14 protein-coding genes are annotated in these 19,465 nt (G+C 46.1%); 10 read left to right on the top strand and 4 right to left on the bottom strand.

The features are described 5' to 3' along the window. The first annotated feature begins 6 nt into the window (after window positions 1-6). The 3 genes from BLT94_RS19205 to fdhD are packed head-to-tail and all read left to right on the top strand — an operon-like array spanning window position 7 to window position 4,108. Window positions 7-1,623 carry an ABC transporter ATP-binding protein gene (locus BLT94_RS19205; RefSeq protein WP_092237750.1) on the top strand — a complete coding sequence of 539 codons (1,617 nt, stop codon included), beginning with the start codon at window positions 7-9 and terminating at the stop codon, window positions 1,621-1,623. 42 nt (window positions 1,624-1,665) lie between these two features. Further along, entirely contained in the window at window positions 1,666-3,258 is a 1,593-nt protein-coding gene (locus tag BLT94_RS19200; RefSeq protein ID WP_092237747.1) for an ABC transporter substrate-binding protein, read from the top strand. Between the two features lie 58 nt (window positions 3,259-3,316). Continuing rightward, a complete protein-coding gene (gene fdhD, locus BLT94_RS19195; protein WP_175530423.1) occupies window positions 3,317-4,108 on the top strand; it encodes a formate dehydrogenase accessory sulfurtransferase FdhD in 792 nt (263 codons plus the stop codon). Window positions 4,109-4,261: 153 nt separating this feature from the next. Here fdhD and BLT94_RS19190 read toward each other — a convergent pair whose 3' ends face one another. The 3 genes from BLT94_RS19190 to BLT94_RS19180 all read right to left on the bottom strand — a co-directional run bounded on the left by BLT94_RS19190 (window position 4,262) and on the right by BLT94_RS19180 (window position 7,747). Continuing rightward, window positions 4,262-5,833 carry a benzoate-CoA ligase family protein gene (locus tag BLT94_RS19190; RefSeq protein WP_092237741.1) on the bottom strand — a complete coding sequence of 524 codons (1,572 nt, stop codon included), beginning with the start codon at window positions 5,831-5,833 and terminating at the stop codon, window positions 4,262-4,264. 114 nt (window positions 5,834-5,947) lie between these two features. Next, the gene (locus tag BLT94_RS19185; protein ID WP_092237739.1) at window positions 5,948-7,441 is read right to left on the bottom strand and encodes a sodium:solute symporter family protein; all 1,494 of its coding nucleotides are present in this window, start codon (window positions 7,439-7,441) and stop codon (window positions 5,948-5,950) included. Then, window positions 7,442-7,747, bottom strand: a complete 306-nt coding sequence (locus BLT94_RS19180; RefSeq protein WP_014957070.1) for a DUF997 family protein — start codon at window positions 7,745-7,747, stop codon at window positions 7,442-7,444. Between the two features lie 610 nt (window positions 7,748-8,357). Here BLT94_RS19180 and BLT94_RS19170 point away from each other — a divergent pair. From BLT94_RS19170 to BLT94_RS19140, 7 genes are all read left to right on the top strand, one after another. After that, on the top strand, window positions 8,358-10,808 hold the full coding sequence (locus tag BLT94_RS19170) for a molybdopterin-containing oxidoreductase family protein (RefSeq protein WP_092237736.1): 2,451 nt from the start codon (window positions 8,358-8,360) through the stop codon (window positions 10,806-10,808). Next, entirely contained in the window at window positions 10,801-11,142 is a 342-nt protein-coding gene (locus BLT94_RS19165; protein ID WP_014957068.1) for a 4Fe-4S dicluster domain-containing protein, read from the top strand. The genes BLT94_RS19170 and BLT94_RS19165 overlap by 8 nt, the downstream gene beginning before the upstream one ends. A gap of 205 nt (window positions 11,143-11,347) precedes the next feature. Beyond that, complete coding sequence (locus BLT94_RS19160) at window positions 11,348-11,527, top strand: benzylsuccinate synthase gamma subunit family protein (RefSeq protein WP_014957067.1); 180 nt, start codon at window positions 11,348-11,350, stop codon at window positions 11,525-11,527. Between the two features lie 89 nt (window positions 11,528-11,616). Continuing rightward, on the top strand, window positions 11,617-14,046 hold the full coding sequence (locus tag BLT94_RS19155) for a glycyl radical protein (RefSeq protein WP_092237733.1): 2,430 nt from the start codon (window positions 11,617-11,619) through the stop codon (window positions 14,044-14,046). Between the two features lie 183 nt (window positions 14,047-14,229). Further along, window positions 14,230-14,988, top strand: coding sequence for an IclR family transcriptional regulator (locus BLT94_RS19150; protein ID WP_092237730.1), 759 nt, complete (start codon window positions 14,230-14,232; stop codon window positions 14,986-14,988). 20 nt (window positions 14,989-15,008) lie between these two features. Then, on the top strand, window positions 15,009-17,240 hold the full coding sequence (locus BLT94_RS19145) for a PAS domain-containing sensor histidine kinase (protein ID WP_092237727.1): 2,232 nt from the start codon (window positions 15,009-15,011) through the stop codon (window positions 17,238-17,240). A gap of 1 nt (window position 17,241) precedes the next feature. Continuing rightward, complete coding sequence (locus BLT94_RS19140) at window positions 17,242-18,648, top strand: sigma-54-dependent transcriptional regulator (RefSeq protein WP_014957063.1); 1,407 nt, start codon at window positions 17,242-17,244, stop codon at window positions 18,646-18,648. A gap of 26 nt (window positions 18,649-18,674) precedes the next feature. On the opposite strand, the gene BLT94_RS19135 is transcribed toward BLT94_RS19140, so the two are convergent. Continuing rightward, window positions 18,675-19,445, bottom strand: a complete 771-nt coding sequence (locus BLT94_RS19135) for a CoA-transferase subunit beta (RefSeq protein WP_092237724.1) — start codon at window positions 19,443-19,445, stop codon at window positions 18,675-18,677. Window positions 19,446-19,465: the final 20 nt, after the last annotated feature.

Genomic DNA, 19,465 nt, shown 5'->3' with positions numbered 1-19,465 from the left:
ACACCCATGAACAATCTGTTAGAGATAAAGAATCTATACATTGAAGGCTTTTACGAAAACCAATGGCAACCCATTGTCAAAGACATCAGCCTTGAATTGAAAAGAGGAGAAGTGCTTGGACTTATCGGGGAATCCGGTGCCGGCAAATCCACTATAGGGCTTGCTGCCATGGGGTATACACGCCCGGGATGCAGACTGGCATCAGGATCTATTAATCTTGAAGGGATCGAATTATTTGATGCATCCGAGGAAGATTTGCGACTGATTAAATCATCCAAGATTGCCTATGTGGCCCAGAGTGCTGCAGCCTCCTTTAACCCGTCACACCGTATCATAAAACAATATGTAGAAGCACCTGTTCACCATGGAATAATGAGTTGTGAAAAAGCTGAAAAAGAAGCTGTTGAAATTTATCGGCGGCTGTTCTTGCCCACACCTGAAAAAATCGGATACCGGTATCCCCACGAACTTTCAGGAGGCCAGCTCCAGAGAGCCATGGTGGCCATGGCCATGGCCTGCAAGCCAAACATCATTGTGTTTGACGAACCCACAACCGCCCTGGATGTCACCACCCAGATCGAAGTATTGGCTGCTGTCAAGGAGATCACGGAAAAAATGAACAAAGCGGCTTTGTATATCACCCATGATCTGGCTGTCGTGGCCCAGGTGGCTCACCGGATAATGGTGTTGAGGAACGGTCGGCTGGTTGAAGAGGGTGAAACCCGACAATTGATTAAACAACCCAACAAGAACTACACCAGGGAACTGTTAAATGTCAGAAGCCTGAGAGAAGAAAAAATCATTACGGATAAAATGGCTGTGATTCTGGACATCAAGAATGTGGCTGCAACCTACACAGGCCAGAAAAATGTACTTGAAAACATTGACCTGACCGTGAGAAAAGGCAGAACCGTTGCCCTGGTCGGAGAATCCGGCAGCGGAAAAAGCACTTTGGCAAAAGTTATCACAGGCCTTCTTCCCGCCATTCAGGGCAGTATAACGTTTTTTGAAAAAAAGCTTCCCCGTGAATTGCAAAACAGAAAAAAAGAAGACTTGAGAAAAATGCAGATGATCTATCAAATGCCGGATACGGCCTTAAACCCGCGACAGACCGTCAGAAAGGTTATTGGCAGGCCCCTTAAATTTTACTTTGGCCTCAAGGGTAAAGCGGCTGAAGACCGGATCAAAGAGTTGCTAAGCAAAATCGAACTTGATCCGGACATTTATATAGACCGTTTGACCACGGAACTTTCAGGCGGAGAAAAACAGCGGATCTGTATTGCCAGGGCCCTGGCAGCCGAACCGGACCTGATCATCTGCGACGAAATCACCTCAGCCCTGGATCAACTGGTGGCCGAAGGCATCCTCAACCTTTTGCAGGACCTGCAAAATAAAACAAACATGTCCTACCTGTTTATCACCCATGACCTTGCCACGGTAAAGGCCATTGCAGATAAAATTGTGATTATGCTGAAAGGGAAAATCATCGAACAAGGCGAAAAAAAACAAGTCTTGTCTCCACCCCATCATGAATACACGGACAAGCTGTTGGCATCCGTTCCTGAAATGGACCCGGACTGGCTGGACAAACTTTTAGAAGAGCGTGCCTCAAGTTTCATCTGATCCAATCATTTAATATCAATCACTTAAATCGGAGGAAAGAATATGACGGACCTATCATCTTTAACACAGATGTTTAACCAGAACAAAATCAGCCGCAGGCAGTTCCTTACCGACATGTCCGCACTTGGGCTTGCAGCGGCGGTTTCCCCTGCAATGCTTCCGGGTACAGCCCGGGCGTCCGAACCCAAAAGGGGTGGACGGTTTATCATGGGATGCACTGGCGGGTCCACCACGGACTCCATGGATCCCGGGACACTGACGTCCAATATGAACTATAGCATCAACTGGCAGATCAGAAACAGCCTGGTGGAAATTGACCATAATTTCAAACCCATCCCGGAACTGGCAGAGTCCTGGGATTCCTCCCCGGATGCAAAAGTGTGGCGCTTCAAACTGCGCAAAGGCGTTGAATTTCATAACGGCAAAACCATGACGGCAGAAGATGTTATTTTTACCATCAACCACCATAGGGGCGAAAAATCAAAATCTGTTGTTAAACCCTATTTAAAAAGTGTTGAAAATATCAAAGCGGATGGAAAGTATGAAGTTATTTTTGAGCTTTCCGGGGGCAGTGCGGATTTTCCGTTTATCCTGGGAGACCATCATTTGACAATCTGCCCGGCGGGAACCAAAGGACGGGAATGGGAAAAAGGCATTGGTACGGGAGGATATATTCTGGAAAAATGGGAGCCTGGTGTCAAGGCTTTTGCAACACGCAATCCCAATTACTGGAAAGAGGGAAGAGCCTTTTTTGATGAAATAGAAACTTTGTCCATCGTTGATACCAATGCCAGGACAAATGCCTTAAAAACAGGGCAAATCCACTATATGGACCGTGTTGAACTAAAAACAGCAAGCTTGATGAAACGAATGCCCGGCATTAATGTGACGGCAACCACCGGAACGGCACACTACTCCATTCCCATGATCGTGGATCAAACCCCATACAGTGACAACAATGTCCGCATGGCATTAAAACTTGCCGTTAACCGTGAAGAATTATTAAAACAAGTCCTGCGGGGATATGGAGAACTCGGCAATGACCATCCCATCGCACCTGTCAATCAATATTTTGCCAAAAACCTGGAACAAAGGAAATATGATCCTGACAAGGCAAAATTCTATATGAAAAAAGCAGGCATGCTTGACCATGTTTTCAATCTGCATGCCGCAGATGCCGCATTTGCCGGTGCAGTGGATGCCGCTATCCTTATCAAGGAACAGGCTAAAAAAGCCGGAATTACCATCAATGTTGTGCGGGAGCCGGACGACGGATACTGGAGCAATGTATGGACAAAAAAAGAGTGGTGCATGTGTTACTGGACCGGTCGCCCCACGGAAGATATGATGTTCTCGCTTGCCTATGCGTCAGGAGCCCCATGGAACGATACCCACTGGAAAAACAAAAGGTTTAACAACCTTCTGATTGATGCAAGAGCAGAGCTGGACACAGGTAAACGCAGACAAATGTATCTGGAAATGCAGGAAATCTGCAGGAATGACGGCGGAACTATTGTCCCCATGTGCAACCAGATGGTGGAAGCAAGTTCAGACAAACTTGCCCATGGCCCCATTGCCGGGAATATGCCAATGGATGGCTTTAGAAATACTGAACGCTGGTGGTTCAAGTCATAATCTGCAATAATATGCCATACCGGTATCAATTCACAAAACTTTGGCAATGGAGAACCTCATGGAAAGCAACCATATTCTTAAAAAGATTAATATCACCAGAATAAAAGACAACAAAGCCATCTTGATGAAAGACAGCATCATTGACGAAGACATTCTTGAGATAGTGATCAACAAAGACAAAACATTTAAAATGGTATTTTCCATGACCCATACACGGGCTCTTGCGGCAGGATTCCTGTTTACTCAAGGCATTGTTCATGACAAAACCGACATAATTAAACTAAATTTTTTAAAAGAAAAAAAACAATGCCATATCACATTAAATGACCGGGCCATGCAACGGCTGGATGAATTTAAAAAAGGACAATCAATCAAAGGGTCATCAGGCGGAACACTATTGCAGGGCCAGACAAATATTTTGTCCGGAAGCCGGGAAAAAGCCCTGTTTATAACTTATGACCAGGTATTGTACTTGATTCAACAGCACTGGGATCAATCCGAACTGTTCCATAAAACAGGTGCGGTTCACAGTGCAGCTGTGTGCAATGCATCCAAACTCTTATCCTATTACGAAGACATTGGACGGCACAATGCTCTTGACAAACTGGCGGGAGATATTCTGTTAAAAGCAATGGATACGGCAGACAAGATTGCAACGGTCAGTTGCAGGATGTCCCTTGAAATCATCGGTAAAATCATTAAAACCGGCATACCCATTGTCATTTCCAATGCAGCCCCTACACTGTCCGCCGTTAAACTTGCTGACAAAGCCGGATTGACCATTGTCGGGTTTGCACGAAACAACCGGTTTAATATTTATACCCATGAAAATAGAATAAAGAAAAATTAAGCCCGGTTCAAAAACGGAACCGGGCTGTTAAACCTCAGAAACATGACACTCGTCATTTGTTTTTTTATATGAAAATCTTCAAAAATTCATACAGAGACTTTCAATCTTTGTTGTGGGCAAACCAGGACGAAATACCGGATCTGCCCATGGCAGTTAATTGCTCAAGACCTTCTGATCTTCCTGGTTTTTCAATTCAAACCGTTTGACCTTTCCTGTGGCTGTTTTGGGCAGATCTTCCACAAAATGAATCCAGCGGGGAAACTTATAGTGAGCCAGTTCATTTTTAACATAGGCTTTTATCTCTTTTTCCAGTTCTTCTGATGCTGAAATTCCCTTGTTTAAAACAACATAAGCACAGGGCTTCACAAGATTTTCTTCATCCCTGCTGGGAACAACCGCACACTCAAGCACGGATGGGTGACCAATGAGGCAGGCTTCAACTTCAACCGGAGAAACCCAGATACCGCCAACCTTTAACATGTCATTGGAGCGCCCCACATAAAAGAAAAACCCGTCTTCATCCACAAAAAATTTATCATCCGTATTAAACCATTCGCCCAACATGGCTTCTTTGGTTTTTTCATGCCGGTTCCAATAATAGGCAGCCGTGCTGTCGCCTTTGATCCAAACGGTTCCGATCTCTCCTTGCTCCACTTCATTACAATCATTGTCCACTATTTTTGCCTCATAACCGGGCACAATCTGTCCTGTGCTTCCCGGACGGATATCCTCCACCCGGTTGGAGATATAGATGTGGGCAATTTCCGTTGAACCTATTCCATCAAGGATATCCAGGTTAAACCGTTTTTTCCAGCGATGAAAAATATCGGCAGGCAGTGCTTCGCCTGCGGATACACAAAGCCTTACCCCGTCCATTTCCCCCTCTTCCGAAGCCAGCATGGAACCATACAAAGTTGGAACACCAAAAAACAAGGTCGGCTTGTGTTGGGCAATTGTCTTATAAACAGAATCCGGTGTCGGACGTTCCGGCATTAATACGCTTGTGGCACCGACACTGAAAGGAAAATAGGTGCCGTTACCCAGACCATAGGCAAAAAACAATTTGGCTGCTGAAAAGCAAATATCATCTTCCCTGACTTTAAGTACCTGCTTGCCATAAGTTTCAACGCTGAACCGCATATCATGCTGCAAATGAACGGTTCCTTTGGGTTTCCCGGTTGACCCGGAACTGTACAGCCAAAAGCAGGAATCATCAGGACCGGTAGGGGCTGTCTCAAGAGTCTCTGGCTGACCGTTGACAAAATCCTCATATGTCATGGTATCCGGCCTGGCCTGGCTGCTGTTGACCATAACAATCCGTTCCAGAAATTTTAATTCACTTTTAATCTCTTCAATATTAAAATACAGGCTCTCATCAACCACCAAAACCCTGGCCCGGCTGTCATTTAAAAAGTAAAGATAATCTTTTGGCCGCATAAGAGTATTCAAACAGATGGGCACGGCACCGGATTTAATGCCCCCAAAAAACGCAACAGGATAAAGCTCCATATCCAGCAGGAGCAGCGCAACCCGGTCTTCCATCCTGACGCCTGATGATAAAAGGGCATTGCCGAACCGGTTAGCTTCTTTGGCAAGTGTTCCATATGTCATCTGGCGGTCTTCGCACAGAATGGCCACTTTATCTTCTCTTCCTTCACGGACATTTCTGTCTACAAAATAATCTGCTGCATTAAAATATTCAGATTCAATAATATCAGGTTTCATATTCGATATTCTCCTTATGTATTTTTTTTATCAGAAAGCCTTAAACAATCCATACAGAGACTTTCATTATTTTTTGCGGGCAAACCGGATAAAAATCAAGCCTGCCCTTGGCAATTATTTGCTTAAAACCGGGTGAAAAAACAATTTAAGACTTTTTTGTTCGGTTTTGCCCGGAGTTGTCAGGTAAGATCCCACAAAGAAAACAATTCCTGCGATAATAAACGAAGCAAGAAATCCGTTCAGCTGAAACAGTGATTTTTGAGGGAAAAGAACCATGGCTTTACCGCCAACAAAAAAGAAGGTTATGTTTAAACAGACCCCGACAAGGATGGATAAAATAGCGCCCGTTGCGGTTGCTCTTTTCCAATAGTAAGCACCCCACAGGGCAAAAAAGGTTACCGCTACCGTACCAAAAGCAATGATGGACAGTTCAGCCACGGGGGTATTGGGATTCCAGGCGATAAACACGCATATGGCCATGATAATCGCCACAAAAACCCTGGCAATGGTAATCAGTTCGGATGGTTTGGTTTCCGGCCTCATTATTTTAATAACATCCACAGATAAATTTGCAGCGTTTCCGAAAACAAGACCGTTCACCGTTGACATGGCAGCTGTAAAACCGCCTGCCACAGCAAATGCCGCCAGCCAGTCCGGCATGGTGGCTGCGGCAACAAGACCGTAAATTTTATCGGCTTCAACCCCTTTAAGTCCGGGAACAATGGCATTGCCGGCAATACCGATCAATGTGGGCATGGTAATGATGAACAGACAAATACCGCCAAATGAAAGGAACATGGCTTTCAAGCCCCTTGCAGACCGGCTTGAATAGGCATGCATAAAAGGTTGCGGAAAACAGACACACCCCAGACACATTGCTGCTGCCATTCCAAAAATCATGGGATAGCTCCAGACTTTGCCTCCTGCCCAGCCAATCTGGAAAAGGTTGGGATGTTTTGCCATGACCAGCTCCATGGTCGGAACAAACCCGCCGTTTTTCATCATGACAAAAAAGAAAAGGACAAACACCATGATGGAAAAAAAGACCCCCTGGATGGCGTTGACCCAGGCCGCCCCTTTCATTCCGCCCATCATCAGATATAATGCTATAAAAAAGGGAACAAAAAACAGACCCGCATGAAAAGAGATGATGCCCTCGCTCATGGCCTCCAGCATGACCCCTATTCCCTGGATCTGGGCGACAATATAGGGAACGGATGCCACAAGGACAACAAGTACCAGAACAATTCTCATGGGAGTGCCGTATCGTTCACCAAATGGCGCGCCCATGGTCATCCACTTTCGGGCCCTTCCCAGAAGAAATGTTTTTTTGTGAATGAAATACCATAAGAACCCCAAAGGAACCAGGTTGGCTGTCAAAACATATAAAGAGCCAAATCCCAGGCGGTATCCAAAGCTTGACATTCCGAACATGGAAAAGGCACTTAAAAAAGATGCCAGAAGGCTGAAAACAAGCACAAAATAACCAAGACTTGACCCTGCTACAAAATAATCATCTGCACTTTTTGTAAATCCCTTGCGAAATGCCACATAACTGATATAGACGGATACCAGACAAAGCCCGGTAATAATAATGACGGCTACCATTTAATTTTCCTCCGTTATGGTTTTTCCAGCGATTGTTTCTTCTGCAATGGTTTTTTCAAGCGCAGCTTTGATTCCTTCAAGATCTTCGTCATACAAGGCCAAATCCGTTTTAAACAGATAAACCCATTCGACAAAAAACAAGACCGCACCAATCAGCAGCAGATAAAAGGCCCACGAGGGCATTCCCATGATCAACCCGACTTCACCATAACTTCCATATCCAATAGGGCACCAGCAGAACACAGTGAGAACAAGAAACAAAATCAGAAAAACAGTATTTTTCTTTTTATTTACGTTGGACGCCATTCACTTTCTCCTTATTGTGTTAAAGATGTTAAAAAATACCGACACTTTTGCCAATGAAGCTTCATTTTCATTTGCTTCTGTAATAGAGCAAATCCTGTGCCAATCTTTCCCAAGTCTGTTATTACCGGCAAAGGCTTACGGGAATAATGGTTTTAGAATACAAGCAAACCTTAAACAAAACGAATTTACCGGAAAGGATCTTTTTAGACTAGAAAAATACTTTCCGGTATAAACCCCGCCCTGTTCAAAAGAACGATATTTTTTTCACCGAAATTCAGCTTTTAAAATAATTTTCATGTGCAACCTGATGTTTTATTTGAAATTTATCCACAACAAATATTGAAAGTCTCCGCATGAATTTTTAAAAATTTTTATATAACTGCCACGGGCAGACTTGGTCTTTCAGCTTGGTTTGCCCACAAAAAATATTGCAAGTCACTGTTTGGATTTTTTAAGACTTTCACATAAAAAAGGTTGACAAAATATTCTCTATAGAGTCATAGTGTTCTCTATGGTGGTCAATAAACACAAAATCAATATTGACCACATTAGTTAAAAGGCCTGCAAAGGCAATAATAATTTCCCTTAGATTAAAAAGGAGAAAAACAGCATGGGGTCAAAAAATATTGATATTGTCCGCACCACGACCTGGTCTGCCGGACCTGGATGCCATGGCGGCTGCGGCGTACTCGCCCACATCAAAGATGGAGAGCTTATAAAAATAGAAGGAGATCCTGATCATCCATGGAACCAGGGAAGGCTATGCGCCCGTGCCCTGGCCATGACCCAATACGTTAAACATGAAGATCGTATCACCCGGCCGTTAAAGCGCGTAGGCAAACGCGGACAAGGCAAATGGGAAGAAATTTCCTGGGAAGAGGCCCTTGATTATATTGAAAAAAAAATGAAAGACATTCGGGAAGAGTATGGCCCTGAAAGCGTTATCTTTTCCATGGGAACAGGAAGGGACATCGGCCCCTGGATCTGCATGCTGGCCTATGCCTTTGGCAGCCCCAACGTGATGTTTTCTCTCAGCGGAAGTGCCTGCTATGGACCCAGATTAAGTGCCTGCAACACTTTTCAGGGGTGTTACTGCGTGTTTGATGCCGGCCAATGGCTGCCGAAACGCTATGAGGATCCAAAATTCAAACTGCCCGAAACCATTATCATCTGGGGGTATAATATTGCCGCCACCTGCCCGGATAACCTTTTCGGCCATTGGGTGATCGACATGATGAAACGCGGCACCAAGATCATCTGTGTAGATCCACGCCTGAGTTTTTTTGCCTCCCGGTCCAAGCACTGGCTTCAGATCAGACCAGGCACGGATGCGGCCCTGGCCATGGGAATGTTGAATGTTATTATCAATGAGGATCTGTATGATCATGATTTTCTTGAAAAATGGACCAACGGCGCTCATCTCATGCGCATGGATACGGGGAAACTTCTGCGTGAAGTCCATCTGGACAAGACCGGCGCTCCTGACAATTTCGTGGTATGGGATGAAAACAGCGGGGAACCGGTAATCTGGCACTCCAGCGAAACTGAGTTTAAAACCTTGAACGTAAAGGCAGCGTTTTCAGGCCTTTGGGACGTAACTCTTGCCGACGGCACCCGTGTGACCTGTCGAACGGCCTGGGACGCATATAGAGAAGAAGTCAACAAGTATCCCCTGGACAAGGTACAGGAGATAACCCGGGTGGATGCCGATGAAATCCGAAAAGCCGCCCGGCTTTATGCCACCAGCAAGCCTGCGGCCATTCAATGGGGGGTTCCCATTGACATGACACCTGCGGTGACGCCCACCTGCCATGCCATTGCATCGCTGTGGGCGCTGACCGGTAACCTGGATATACCCGGCGGAAACGTGATTGCCAAATTCGCCTTTGATGCTGTGTCCTATGCCCTTCCAGGCGCTGTGGGCCCCATTGGCCTGAAAGACAAAAAAATGGATGCCAAACGGGTGGGGGTAAAAGAATACGGCCCCTACCGCACCTTTCACTGGCGGGCCCAGACCGACATGACCCTGGACCAGATTTTTACAGGCAAGCCCTACCCCATCAAGGGGATGTGGATTCAGACTGCGGGCCTGTTGAACGGCATTGGACTGGATCCCAAAAAATGGAAAAAAGCCCTGGAAAAACTGGATTTTATTGCTGCCGTGGATCTGTTTCATACTCCCACCACCCAATATGCGGACATTCTTCTGCCTGCATCCACCTTTCTGGAAAAAAACGGGGTAAGAAGCTGGTGGGTGCCGCTGCAGACCATCAACAAAGCCATGAAAGTAGACCAGTGCCGGCCTGATGTGGAGATCAATTTTGAACTGGCCCGGCGCTTTGATCCGGATTTCAAATACGATACAGTAAATGAGTTGTTTGACGAAATTCTCAAACCATCGGGCATGACCTTTGAACAGCTCCAGAAAAAAGGGTGGGCCATTCCGCCGGAAGATCATCCCAGCTCTCCATACCATCGCCATGAAAAAGGACAATTGCGGCCCGACGGCAAACCCGGATTCAAAACCCCCACCGGAAAATTTGAATTATACTCCACCTACCGCGAGGAATGGGGCCTGGATCCCCTGCCCCACCATGAAGAACCGCCCTTTACACCGGTAAGCCGCCCGGACCTGGCTAAGGAATATCCTTTGATTTTATCCACTGGAAGACGCTCTCCTGCATATTTTCATTCCGAACACCGCAATATCCCGTGGCTGCGGCAACTTGACCCGGACCCGGTTGTTGAAATTCATCCGCAAACCGCTGCGGCCCATGATATCGGTAATGGTGAATGGGTCTGGCTGGAGAACTGGCTGGGCCGCTGTAAAATGAAGGCAAAAGTAACTCCCATTGTTCCGCCCTGGATGGTGATGGCGGCACACGGGTGGTGGTATCCTGAAAAGAAAGCGGCTGAACCGAGCCTATATGGGGTTTGGGAGTGCAATGTCAATCAACTCATCCCCATGGGCAATCAGGGCAAAGACGGCCAGGGAGCCCCCATCAAACACCTGCTTTGCCGAATCGTCAAGGCAAACGGAAAGGAGACGAATAATGGCTAAAAAACCTGAAAACGGATTGTTGATTGATTATGAATATTGCACAGGCTGCTTTGCCTGCCAGGTGGCCTGTTCCCAGGAACATCACTGGCCCGCAGGGATGGGCGGCATCCAGGTTCTGGAAATCATTCAAAACCTTCCCAAGGACAAGGCGTACCTCAACTTTTTACCCTTTCCCACGGAATTGTGTGTGTTGTGCGCTCCGAGAACAAAAAAAGGACTGGAACCGGCCTGTGCCCAGCACTGCATGGCCAATGTGATCACCTACGGGTCTTTATCCGATCTTGCCAAGGAACTTGGAAAAAAACCCCGCATGGTGCTGTGGTCACCCAAATAATTAAAACAACCATGATGACATTTTAATAACAGCTATTTGTATCTGAAATATCAAAAGGATTGACACGTTTCAGTAATGACGAAAAAGCCGTTACTGAAACATGACAAATAACTGCAATCCGCCGAAGCGGGCTTTGCAAAACATTGTTACCATTTAACAGTTAGAATAAGGTTAAAACCGAACAATTCAACGCAAGGAGGGTCTTATGTCAAAATGTAAAAAATGTGCTTTTTTCTTTCCAATTCCAGAAGGGGATATGGATTTTGAACCCAAGAAAGGGGATTGCATCAGACAACAGGAGGATACAAAGGGAAAATTCTGGTTGTCCAGACCGGTATTCAAGGACAACACCGCCTGCGAGCATCTCAGGGCTCGAACCAACTGATTTTTCATGGACCAGTTGACTCGAGTTCTATCCAAACAGCAAGTTTAAGTTAAATTAAAAAATTTTGATGCCAGACAGGAGGAACGACCATGCCGACAACAGAAAGAACCACAAGACTTAAAGACAGGTGCCGTTTTAAACATGTAGCAGGAGGCGAATATGTTGACGCCGGGGTAAAAGCCGGTGTTGAACGGGCCAGACTGATCACCCAGTCCCATAAAAAGAATGTTGGTGAGCCCAATTGCATTATGAGGGCCAGAGGGCTTGAAAATATCCTTAAAAACATTACCATCCATATTCAAGATGACGAACTCATCGTGGGTGCCAACACGGAACATCCTGATTATTTCCCCATGTATCCGGAGCTGTCCTATTTTGCCACCGTGGATATGGTTGAAAGCCCGTATTGCGAGTACAAAGAAGAGATGCGGGAAATCGCTGAATACTGGAAGCCCTATACCATTCAAACAAAGGGGGAAAAATATTTCACACCCGAAGAAATCAACATCATGTATTCTGCAACGACAGTACAGCCGCCCCTGTTTGTTACGGCATTTTCAAGTCTTGTCCCCAATTACGAGTCTGTTCTTGAAGATGGCCTGATCAAAAGAATTGAAGAAGTTGAAAAAAAGATTGCCGACGCCAACGATAAGATGCGCCAATCTCCCTGGAATGCCCAGGACAACCTACATTTTATGGACAAACTTGACCAATGGGAAGCCATGGTCATTGCCATGAAAGCGGTTGTAGGCTGGGCACAGAGGTATGCCAGGCTGGCCAGGATCATGGCAGAAAACTTTTTGACCGATGCAAAAAGAAAACAAGAGCTGCTTGAAATTTCAGACATCTGCAGGCATGTTCCGGCAAATCCGGCCAGGGGGCTGAAAGATGCCATGCAGAGCAAGTGGTTTACCTTTCTGTTATGCCACTCCATGGAACGATACAGCAGTGGGTATGGCCACAAAGCAGATAAACTTCTCTGGCCCTATTTTCAAAAAAGCGTCATAAATAAAACAGACCAACCCATGACCAGGGAAGAGGCAGTAGAACTCTTTGAGTGTGAAAGATTAAAAGTGTCTGAACACGGCAGTACAAAGGGAAGACAGCTTCGAGAATTTTTTGCCGGTTCCAATGACCTGTTTATCTTTACTTTGGGAGGCATCAATCCGGATGGTTCCGATGCCAGCAACGACTGCACCAATGCCATTCTTGAAGCTGCAGAAAGCATTGTTACGACCGAGCCTTCCATTGGATTCCGGTGGAATAAAACCGGCAATGTTGAAACAAAGAAAAGGGTATTCAATTGCATTAAAAAGGGATTCGGGTTCCCCTCTATTAAAAATGATGAACTGAATACCGAGCAATTGATCAAATACTTTAATGTACCAGAAGATATTGCCAGGGACTGGGCTCTTGTTTTATGTATGTCACCGGGAATAACGGGCCGCAGAGGGACGCAGAAGACAAGAAACGAGGGCGGCGGAGATGTTTATCCGGCCAAAGCCATGGAAATCGCCCTGACCAACGGATTTGATGAATTTTTCACCAATATCCAGTTGGGCCCCCAAACAGGTGATGCTGCAAATTTTACGAGTTTTGATGAAGTCTGGAATGCATACAAATTACAATTGAGGTATGCTATCGAATTAACTCTGCGCTCTAAAGACGTGGGTCGTATAATAGAATCAACACATCTGTGCTGTCCTTTTATTTCAAGCATTGATGACGGATGCGTTGAAAAAGGTATGGATGCCAATGCCCTGGCAGAGGTAGCCAATCCATGGCACAATATCTGCAGCGGCAGTGTGGTGGTGATCGATTCCCTTGCAGCCATTAAAAAATTGGTGTTTGAAGACAAAAAATATACCATGGCCGAACTTATGGATGCCTTGAAAAATAATTGGGAAGGCAAAGAAGAAATGCGTCTGGACTTCTGGAATGCCCCCAAGTTCGGCAATGATGATGATTATGCAGATGCAATGGCCACAAAGTATTATAACCTGATTGCCGATGAGTGGAAGCGGAATACAACCTATTCAGGCACCTATCCCTTACCCCTGGCCCAGTCTGTTGCCGGATATATTGTAAACGGTCCTAAAACAGCGGCCACTGCAAACGGAAGACACGCAGGAGAGGCCTTAGATGATGGCGGCTGCTCTCCCTACATGGGATGTGACACCAACGGACCGACTGCGGTTCTAAAATCCGTATCAAGAATTGATGCCTCAAGACACAAGGGCGTCCTTTTAAACCAGCGTCTTTCAAATATTCTCATGCACAGTGATGCCGGGTTTGATCTCTGGCATGCCTACATGAAAACATGGCATTCACTGGGAATTGATCATGTCCAGTTCAATGTCATCTCAACAGAAGACATGAAAGCCGCTCAAATAGAACCTGAAAAATATACAAACACGCTGGTAAGAATTGCCGGATACAGCGCAAAATTCATTGATCTTGCAAGATACTCCCAGGATACGATTATCGCCCGTACCGAGCAGGATATGGCAGCAGGATAACCCACCATATTAACGACTTCCTCATCCCCGGCTATATTTGCCGGGGATGATCCCAATATTACCCTATCACTGAATTATATTTTTTAAAAAACAAGGCTGCTATAATTTCACTTGACAACCATTGGTGGCTGTTTAAGAATAGAAGTTTATTTTAATTGAAAAGGCCTTTGATAAAAAACAGCCATGTCTGTAGAATTTAAAGCAGTACCAGCCATCTATAAATGTTTTGATCTGATTGATCTGTTGTCAAAGACTCGGAAATCCCTGGGGATCAGCGCCATTGCTTCCGCCCTGGGATATCACCGCAGTACGGTATTCAATATAGTCTACTCACTGGTGGATCTGGGAATCCTTGAACGTGATGATGAGGGAAAATTTCATCTTGGGTCACGCTTCTATCAATTGAGTAAGACAGCAGGAAAATCGACCAACCTGGTTCAAACGGCCCGACCGTATCTGGAAGAAATTAATCTTAAAACAGGATTGACCGCTTTTCTGGTTGTTCGCTCGGCCTTAAACGCTGTTGTGGTGGAAAAGGCAGATTCCATCACAGGATTTAAAATATCCACCGAGGTGGGACACAGCCACTCGCTGTTCGTTGGAGCAGGGGGGAAAGCCCTCCTTTGCCAACTCACAGACCATGACCTGGATCATCTTCTGGCCACCAATGATCTGGTTGCTTTTACCCCTTTTTCCTGTGTGGATAAGGTCGATTTTAAAAAAATGATTCAAAAAGTTCAAAAAGAGGGCGTGGCCTTTGACAGGGAGGAATACACCGAAGGTATCCATGCCGTAGCCGTTCCCCTGTATGTCAGCAAGACCATTCCCGCTGCCATTTATGTGGTTGGGCTTAAAAAAATGCTACCCGAAAAGCGTCTCCGGTCCTGGGGAGAATTCATAAAACACATCGCTGATAAAATTCAAAAAAAAATGACTGTCTGATCCGGCAGGGGAATGGTATCATGTTATTTTCCAGCATACGGACCAAGCTGATTTGTATCCTGATGATACTGGGGGCAATCCCCCTGCTGGTTGTCGGAGCTGTTTCCTATCACAGCGCAGCCAATGCACTCCTGGTACAGACCCGCCAGCAGCTGGACAAGGTTGCCCAGAAAACCGCACAACAGGTGGATCATTTTTTTGATGCTGCCCAAAAAGACATTGACCTGTTATCAAAGTTCCCTTTTATTCAGTTGACATTCCTGCAATTTGAATTCAATCAACGCCTTGATACCTCCCAGCGCCTGCTGGCAGATTATTTTCAAAGCAACCCAAATTACAATGGCATTTACCTGGTCAATCTGGCGGGAAAAACCATTTTGTCCGTTACCGGAGACCAGGATGACAGTCTCCCGGATTTTTCCGGAGCCGACTGGTTTGCAAAAACACTTGAAACCGGCAGATTTCTGTCAGATCTTCAATTTTCAAACCACCGGTCTTCAAAGGTCGTGATGCTGGGAAAAATTGTGTATGATTTTGAAAATCCGGATAAAATAGTTGGTGTTCTGGCCTTTGACCTTAAAAAATACGCGTTTGTTGATTATGTGGCAAGCCTCCGCATCGGGGAAAAAGGGTATGCCTTTTTAATACACAAAAACGGATTTCTGATTTACCATCCGGACAAGGAGATTGATTCTGAAACGGATATCCAGGCCTTGAGTGACCACCGCTTTCAAACGCATATCAACAATATGATGGACGGTAAAAAAGGATTCGGAAATTATACGCATGACCATGCTGAAAAATTTATTGTATACCTTCCCTGCACCCTGATGAACTGGAGTATCGGGGTGACGGTTTTTAAATCCGAGTTAATGGCGGATATCCACACATTCAGGAATCAAATCATATCCTTTATCATGATTATAATCGGGCTTTTCCTGCCGGTATCCTTCCTGTTCATTAAAAGCCTGACCCGTCCCATACTGCAATTGATCAAAGGTGCTGAAGCCATTGGGAAAGGAGACCTTGACCAGCGGATTGAAATTAAATCCAATGATGAACTCTCGGCTGTGGCCAGGGAATTCAACAAGATGGTGGCCACCCTGAAGAAAAACATGAAAGAGATCGTGGACCTGAAAACTTTTATGGAAGATATTTTCAGGAACGTGTCTTCCGGTATCATCACCGTAGATGAGGCAGGCCAAATTTCCTCCATTAACCAGAGTGCACAAACCATGCTGGGATATGGTCACAGGGAAACATCCGGGACAGACGGTTTCCGGCCCTGTGAACCGGTGCAACAGGTTGTAGACCTCTTGAAGCATTCCATGAAATCCGGTGAAAATACACGGGATCATGAACTGAAACTGGCCCGGTCCGATGACAAGGCCTCCTGTGTGGAGATCAATACCTCCCAGCTTACCGACCAGTCAGGCGGACTGATCGGTGCCATCGCGGATATCCGTGACATCACCCGCAGAAAGCGCATGGAAGAACTCATGGTCCGGGTTGACAAACTGGCTTCCCTGGGGCAGCTGTCCGCCGGCATGGCCCATGAAATAAGAAATCCCCTGGCCGGCATGAAAACAAGTCTCCAGGTGCTGGCCGAAAGGGCACGCACCGATGCGGAACAGATCCTGATTTCCGGGGTATTGTCTGAAATCAACCGGCTGAACACCATCGTATCCGATTTATTGCGGTTTTCCCGTCCATCCCCTCCGCTTCCGGCACCGGTAAATGTAAAAAACATCCTGGAAAAAACCATTGGCATGGTCAAGGAAAAGCTCAAAAAATCCGATATCCGCCTGATTTGCAGGTATGATAAAGACCTTTCTTTTGCCATGGCCGACCAGGAGCAGATGCACCAGGTCTTTCTTAACCTGATTTTAAACAGCCTCACAGCCATGGAAGCAGGGGGAGAGCTGACTATAACCGCAGGGAATGTCAGGAACGAAGAACAAATAAAAACAAAGCTGACCCAAAAAGATCCTGATTTTGCAATGTACAGGGCCGGGTTTGTTGAAATCCGGTTCAAAGATACCGGCCATGGAATTTCAAAGGAAGCTCTGCCACGGGTTTTTGATCCTTTTTTTTCCACTTCCCCCAAAGGAACCGGCCTGGGACTTTCCATTGTTCATAAATTACTGGAAAAAAATAAAGGATATATCTTTATCGACAGTGTGGTGCAGCAGGGAACACAGGTCCGGCTGCTGTTGCCGGCATCCGATAAAAAGCAGACAGGAGATCGGTAGCATGGAACAGGAACGAATTTTGATTGTTGATGATGAAATAGTATTAAGCCGGTCCCTGGCAATTGCCTTTGAAGGAAAGGGCTATGAAATTGCCACAGCTGATTCGGGAGAAGAGGCAATAACGCTTTTGGAAACATTTTCACCCCACCTGGTTCTTCTTGACCTGAGGCTTCCGGGAATGAACGGCATCCAGGTATTGGAAAAAATTTCCGCCTGGAACCGGGAGGTGCCGGTCATTATCATGACGGCCTACGGGGACACCCAGACAACGGTGCAGGCCGTCAAAAGAGGGGCGTTTAATTTTATCAACAAGCCCTTTGAACTGGAAGACATACGGCTGCTGGTGGGACAGGCCCTTGAAGACCGGAACTTTCGAAAGGAGTATGAATATCTCAAATACCAGCAGCGACGATTTTACAGGTTCAGCGACCTGGTGGGGCAGAGTCCTGAAATGAAAGAAGTGTACAAACAAATAGACATTTTGTCCCATGCCGGAGACACAACGGTTTTAATCCGCGGACAAAGCGGTACAGGCAAGGAACTTGTGGCCAGTGCCATCCATTATAGAAGCAAAAGAAACAAGGCCCCCTTTATTGAAATCAATTGTGCATCCCTTCCTGAAACCATTATTGAAAGCGAGTTGTTCGGATATGAAAAAGGCGCGTTTACCGATGCCAAAAAAGACAAAAAAGGATTATTGGAGCTGGGAGATAACGGAACTGTTTTTCTGGATGAAATAGGGGATATGCCCTTGCCAGCCCAGGCAAAACTCTTACGGTTTCTTGAAAAAAAACAATTTAAACGCCTGGGCAGCGGGCGGGATATCAAAGTGGATGTCAGGATTGTTGCCGCCACCAACAAAAATCTTGAAACCGCCATTAAAAACGGAGAATTCCGGCAGGATCTTTTTTACCGTTTAAATGTGATCACCCTTTATATGCCGCCCCTGAAAGAACGCAAGGATGATATCCTGCTGCTGGCAGACTATTTTTTAAATGAATTCTGCCGGGACATGAAAAAACCGCCTAAAAAAATTTCCGAACCGGTAAAACAGATATTTACCCGGTATCCATGGGAGGGAAATGTCAGGGAATTGAGAAACGTCATTGAAAGAGCGGTGATTTTCACCAAAGGGGATACCATAGAAACAAAGGTGCTGCCCCCGGAATTCAAACAGGGAACAGGCTTGCATGAGAAACCGGTCATGGAACACGATAGTGAGACGCCCGCCCCGGACCCCGGTCATGATCTGAAAACCGCCATGGACCAGTTTGAAAACCGCATCATCCGGAACGCCCTGGAAAAAGCCAAAGGGAACAAGACCGAAACCGGACGGATACTGGGCATCAGCAGGTTTGCGCTGAACCGCCGCATGGAACGGCTCAATATCATTTTACCCCCGGGCTGAGGGCACGGGGGCAAAATCAAGATTGTTTAATTTCCAAGAATTAATTTTTGGGGATCACATTTTTCACGCAGCACCATCAGCTCATCCATGGAAGGCGGATCAAGTTCCCCGGCCCTTGATATATCCACCTCAAACTCCATGTTGTCCAGCACCTGCTCCGGTGTAATGCCGGGATAGACTTTATCCAGATACATTTTCTTTGTGATTTTATCAAATCCCATAATCGCCATGTTGGTAATCACCGTGGATGGCCCGGAACCGCCGAGGCCTTCTGCCTCACGGCTGCCGGGACCGTTGATCCACCCCGGACTTGTGAGATAATCAACTTTTTTTACAAATTTTCTTTTTTCATGCTGCATGAAAATAATGCTCTTCGGCACAAAGGATGCCACATCGCAGGCACCGCCACTGCCGGAAAACCGGACCTTTGGGCGATGGTAATCCCCAATCACCGTGGAATTGAGGTTTCCATAAATATCAATCTGTGCGGCCCCCATGATTCCCACAACCCGTTTTCCGGTTTTTTTGTTCTGCATGGTGGCAAACGCATCTGCAAGACTGCCGTTCACCGATGTCGCGTACATGACCCGGGGATCGGCAACAGCCATGGGGACTTCTTCAAGCTTTGAATCAATGGCACCGGTTTCAAAAAATATCACACTTTCCGGCGCACTGATATGTTTTGCCGCCATGGCAGCCAGCATGGAAATCCCGGTGCCGCAAAAAACGATTTCCCCGTTGTTTATCTGCCGGGCAGCAGCAATGGTCATCAGTTCTCTCAAGGTATAATCGGCCATATTATTTCACTCCTAAATTT

It is taken from the genome of Desulfobacula phenolica, from assembly GCF_900105645.1.
Classification (GTDB): domain Bacteria; phylum Desulfobacterota; class Desulfobacteria; order Desulfobacterales; family Desulfobacteraceae; genus Desulfobacula; species Desulfobacula toluolica.
The sequence above is the reverse complement of the archived record's forward strand: the minus strand, read 5'-3'. Positions and strand labels throughout refer to the sequence as shown.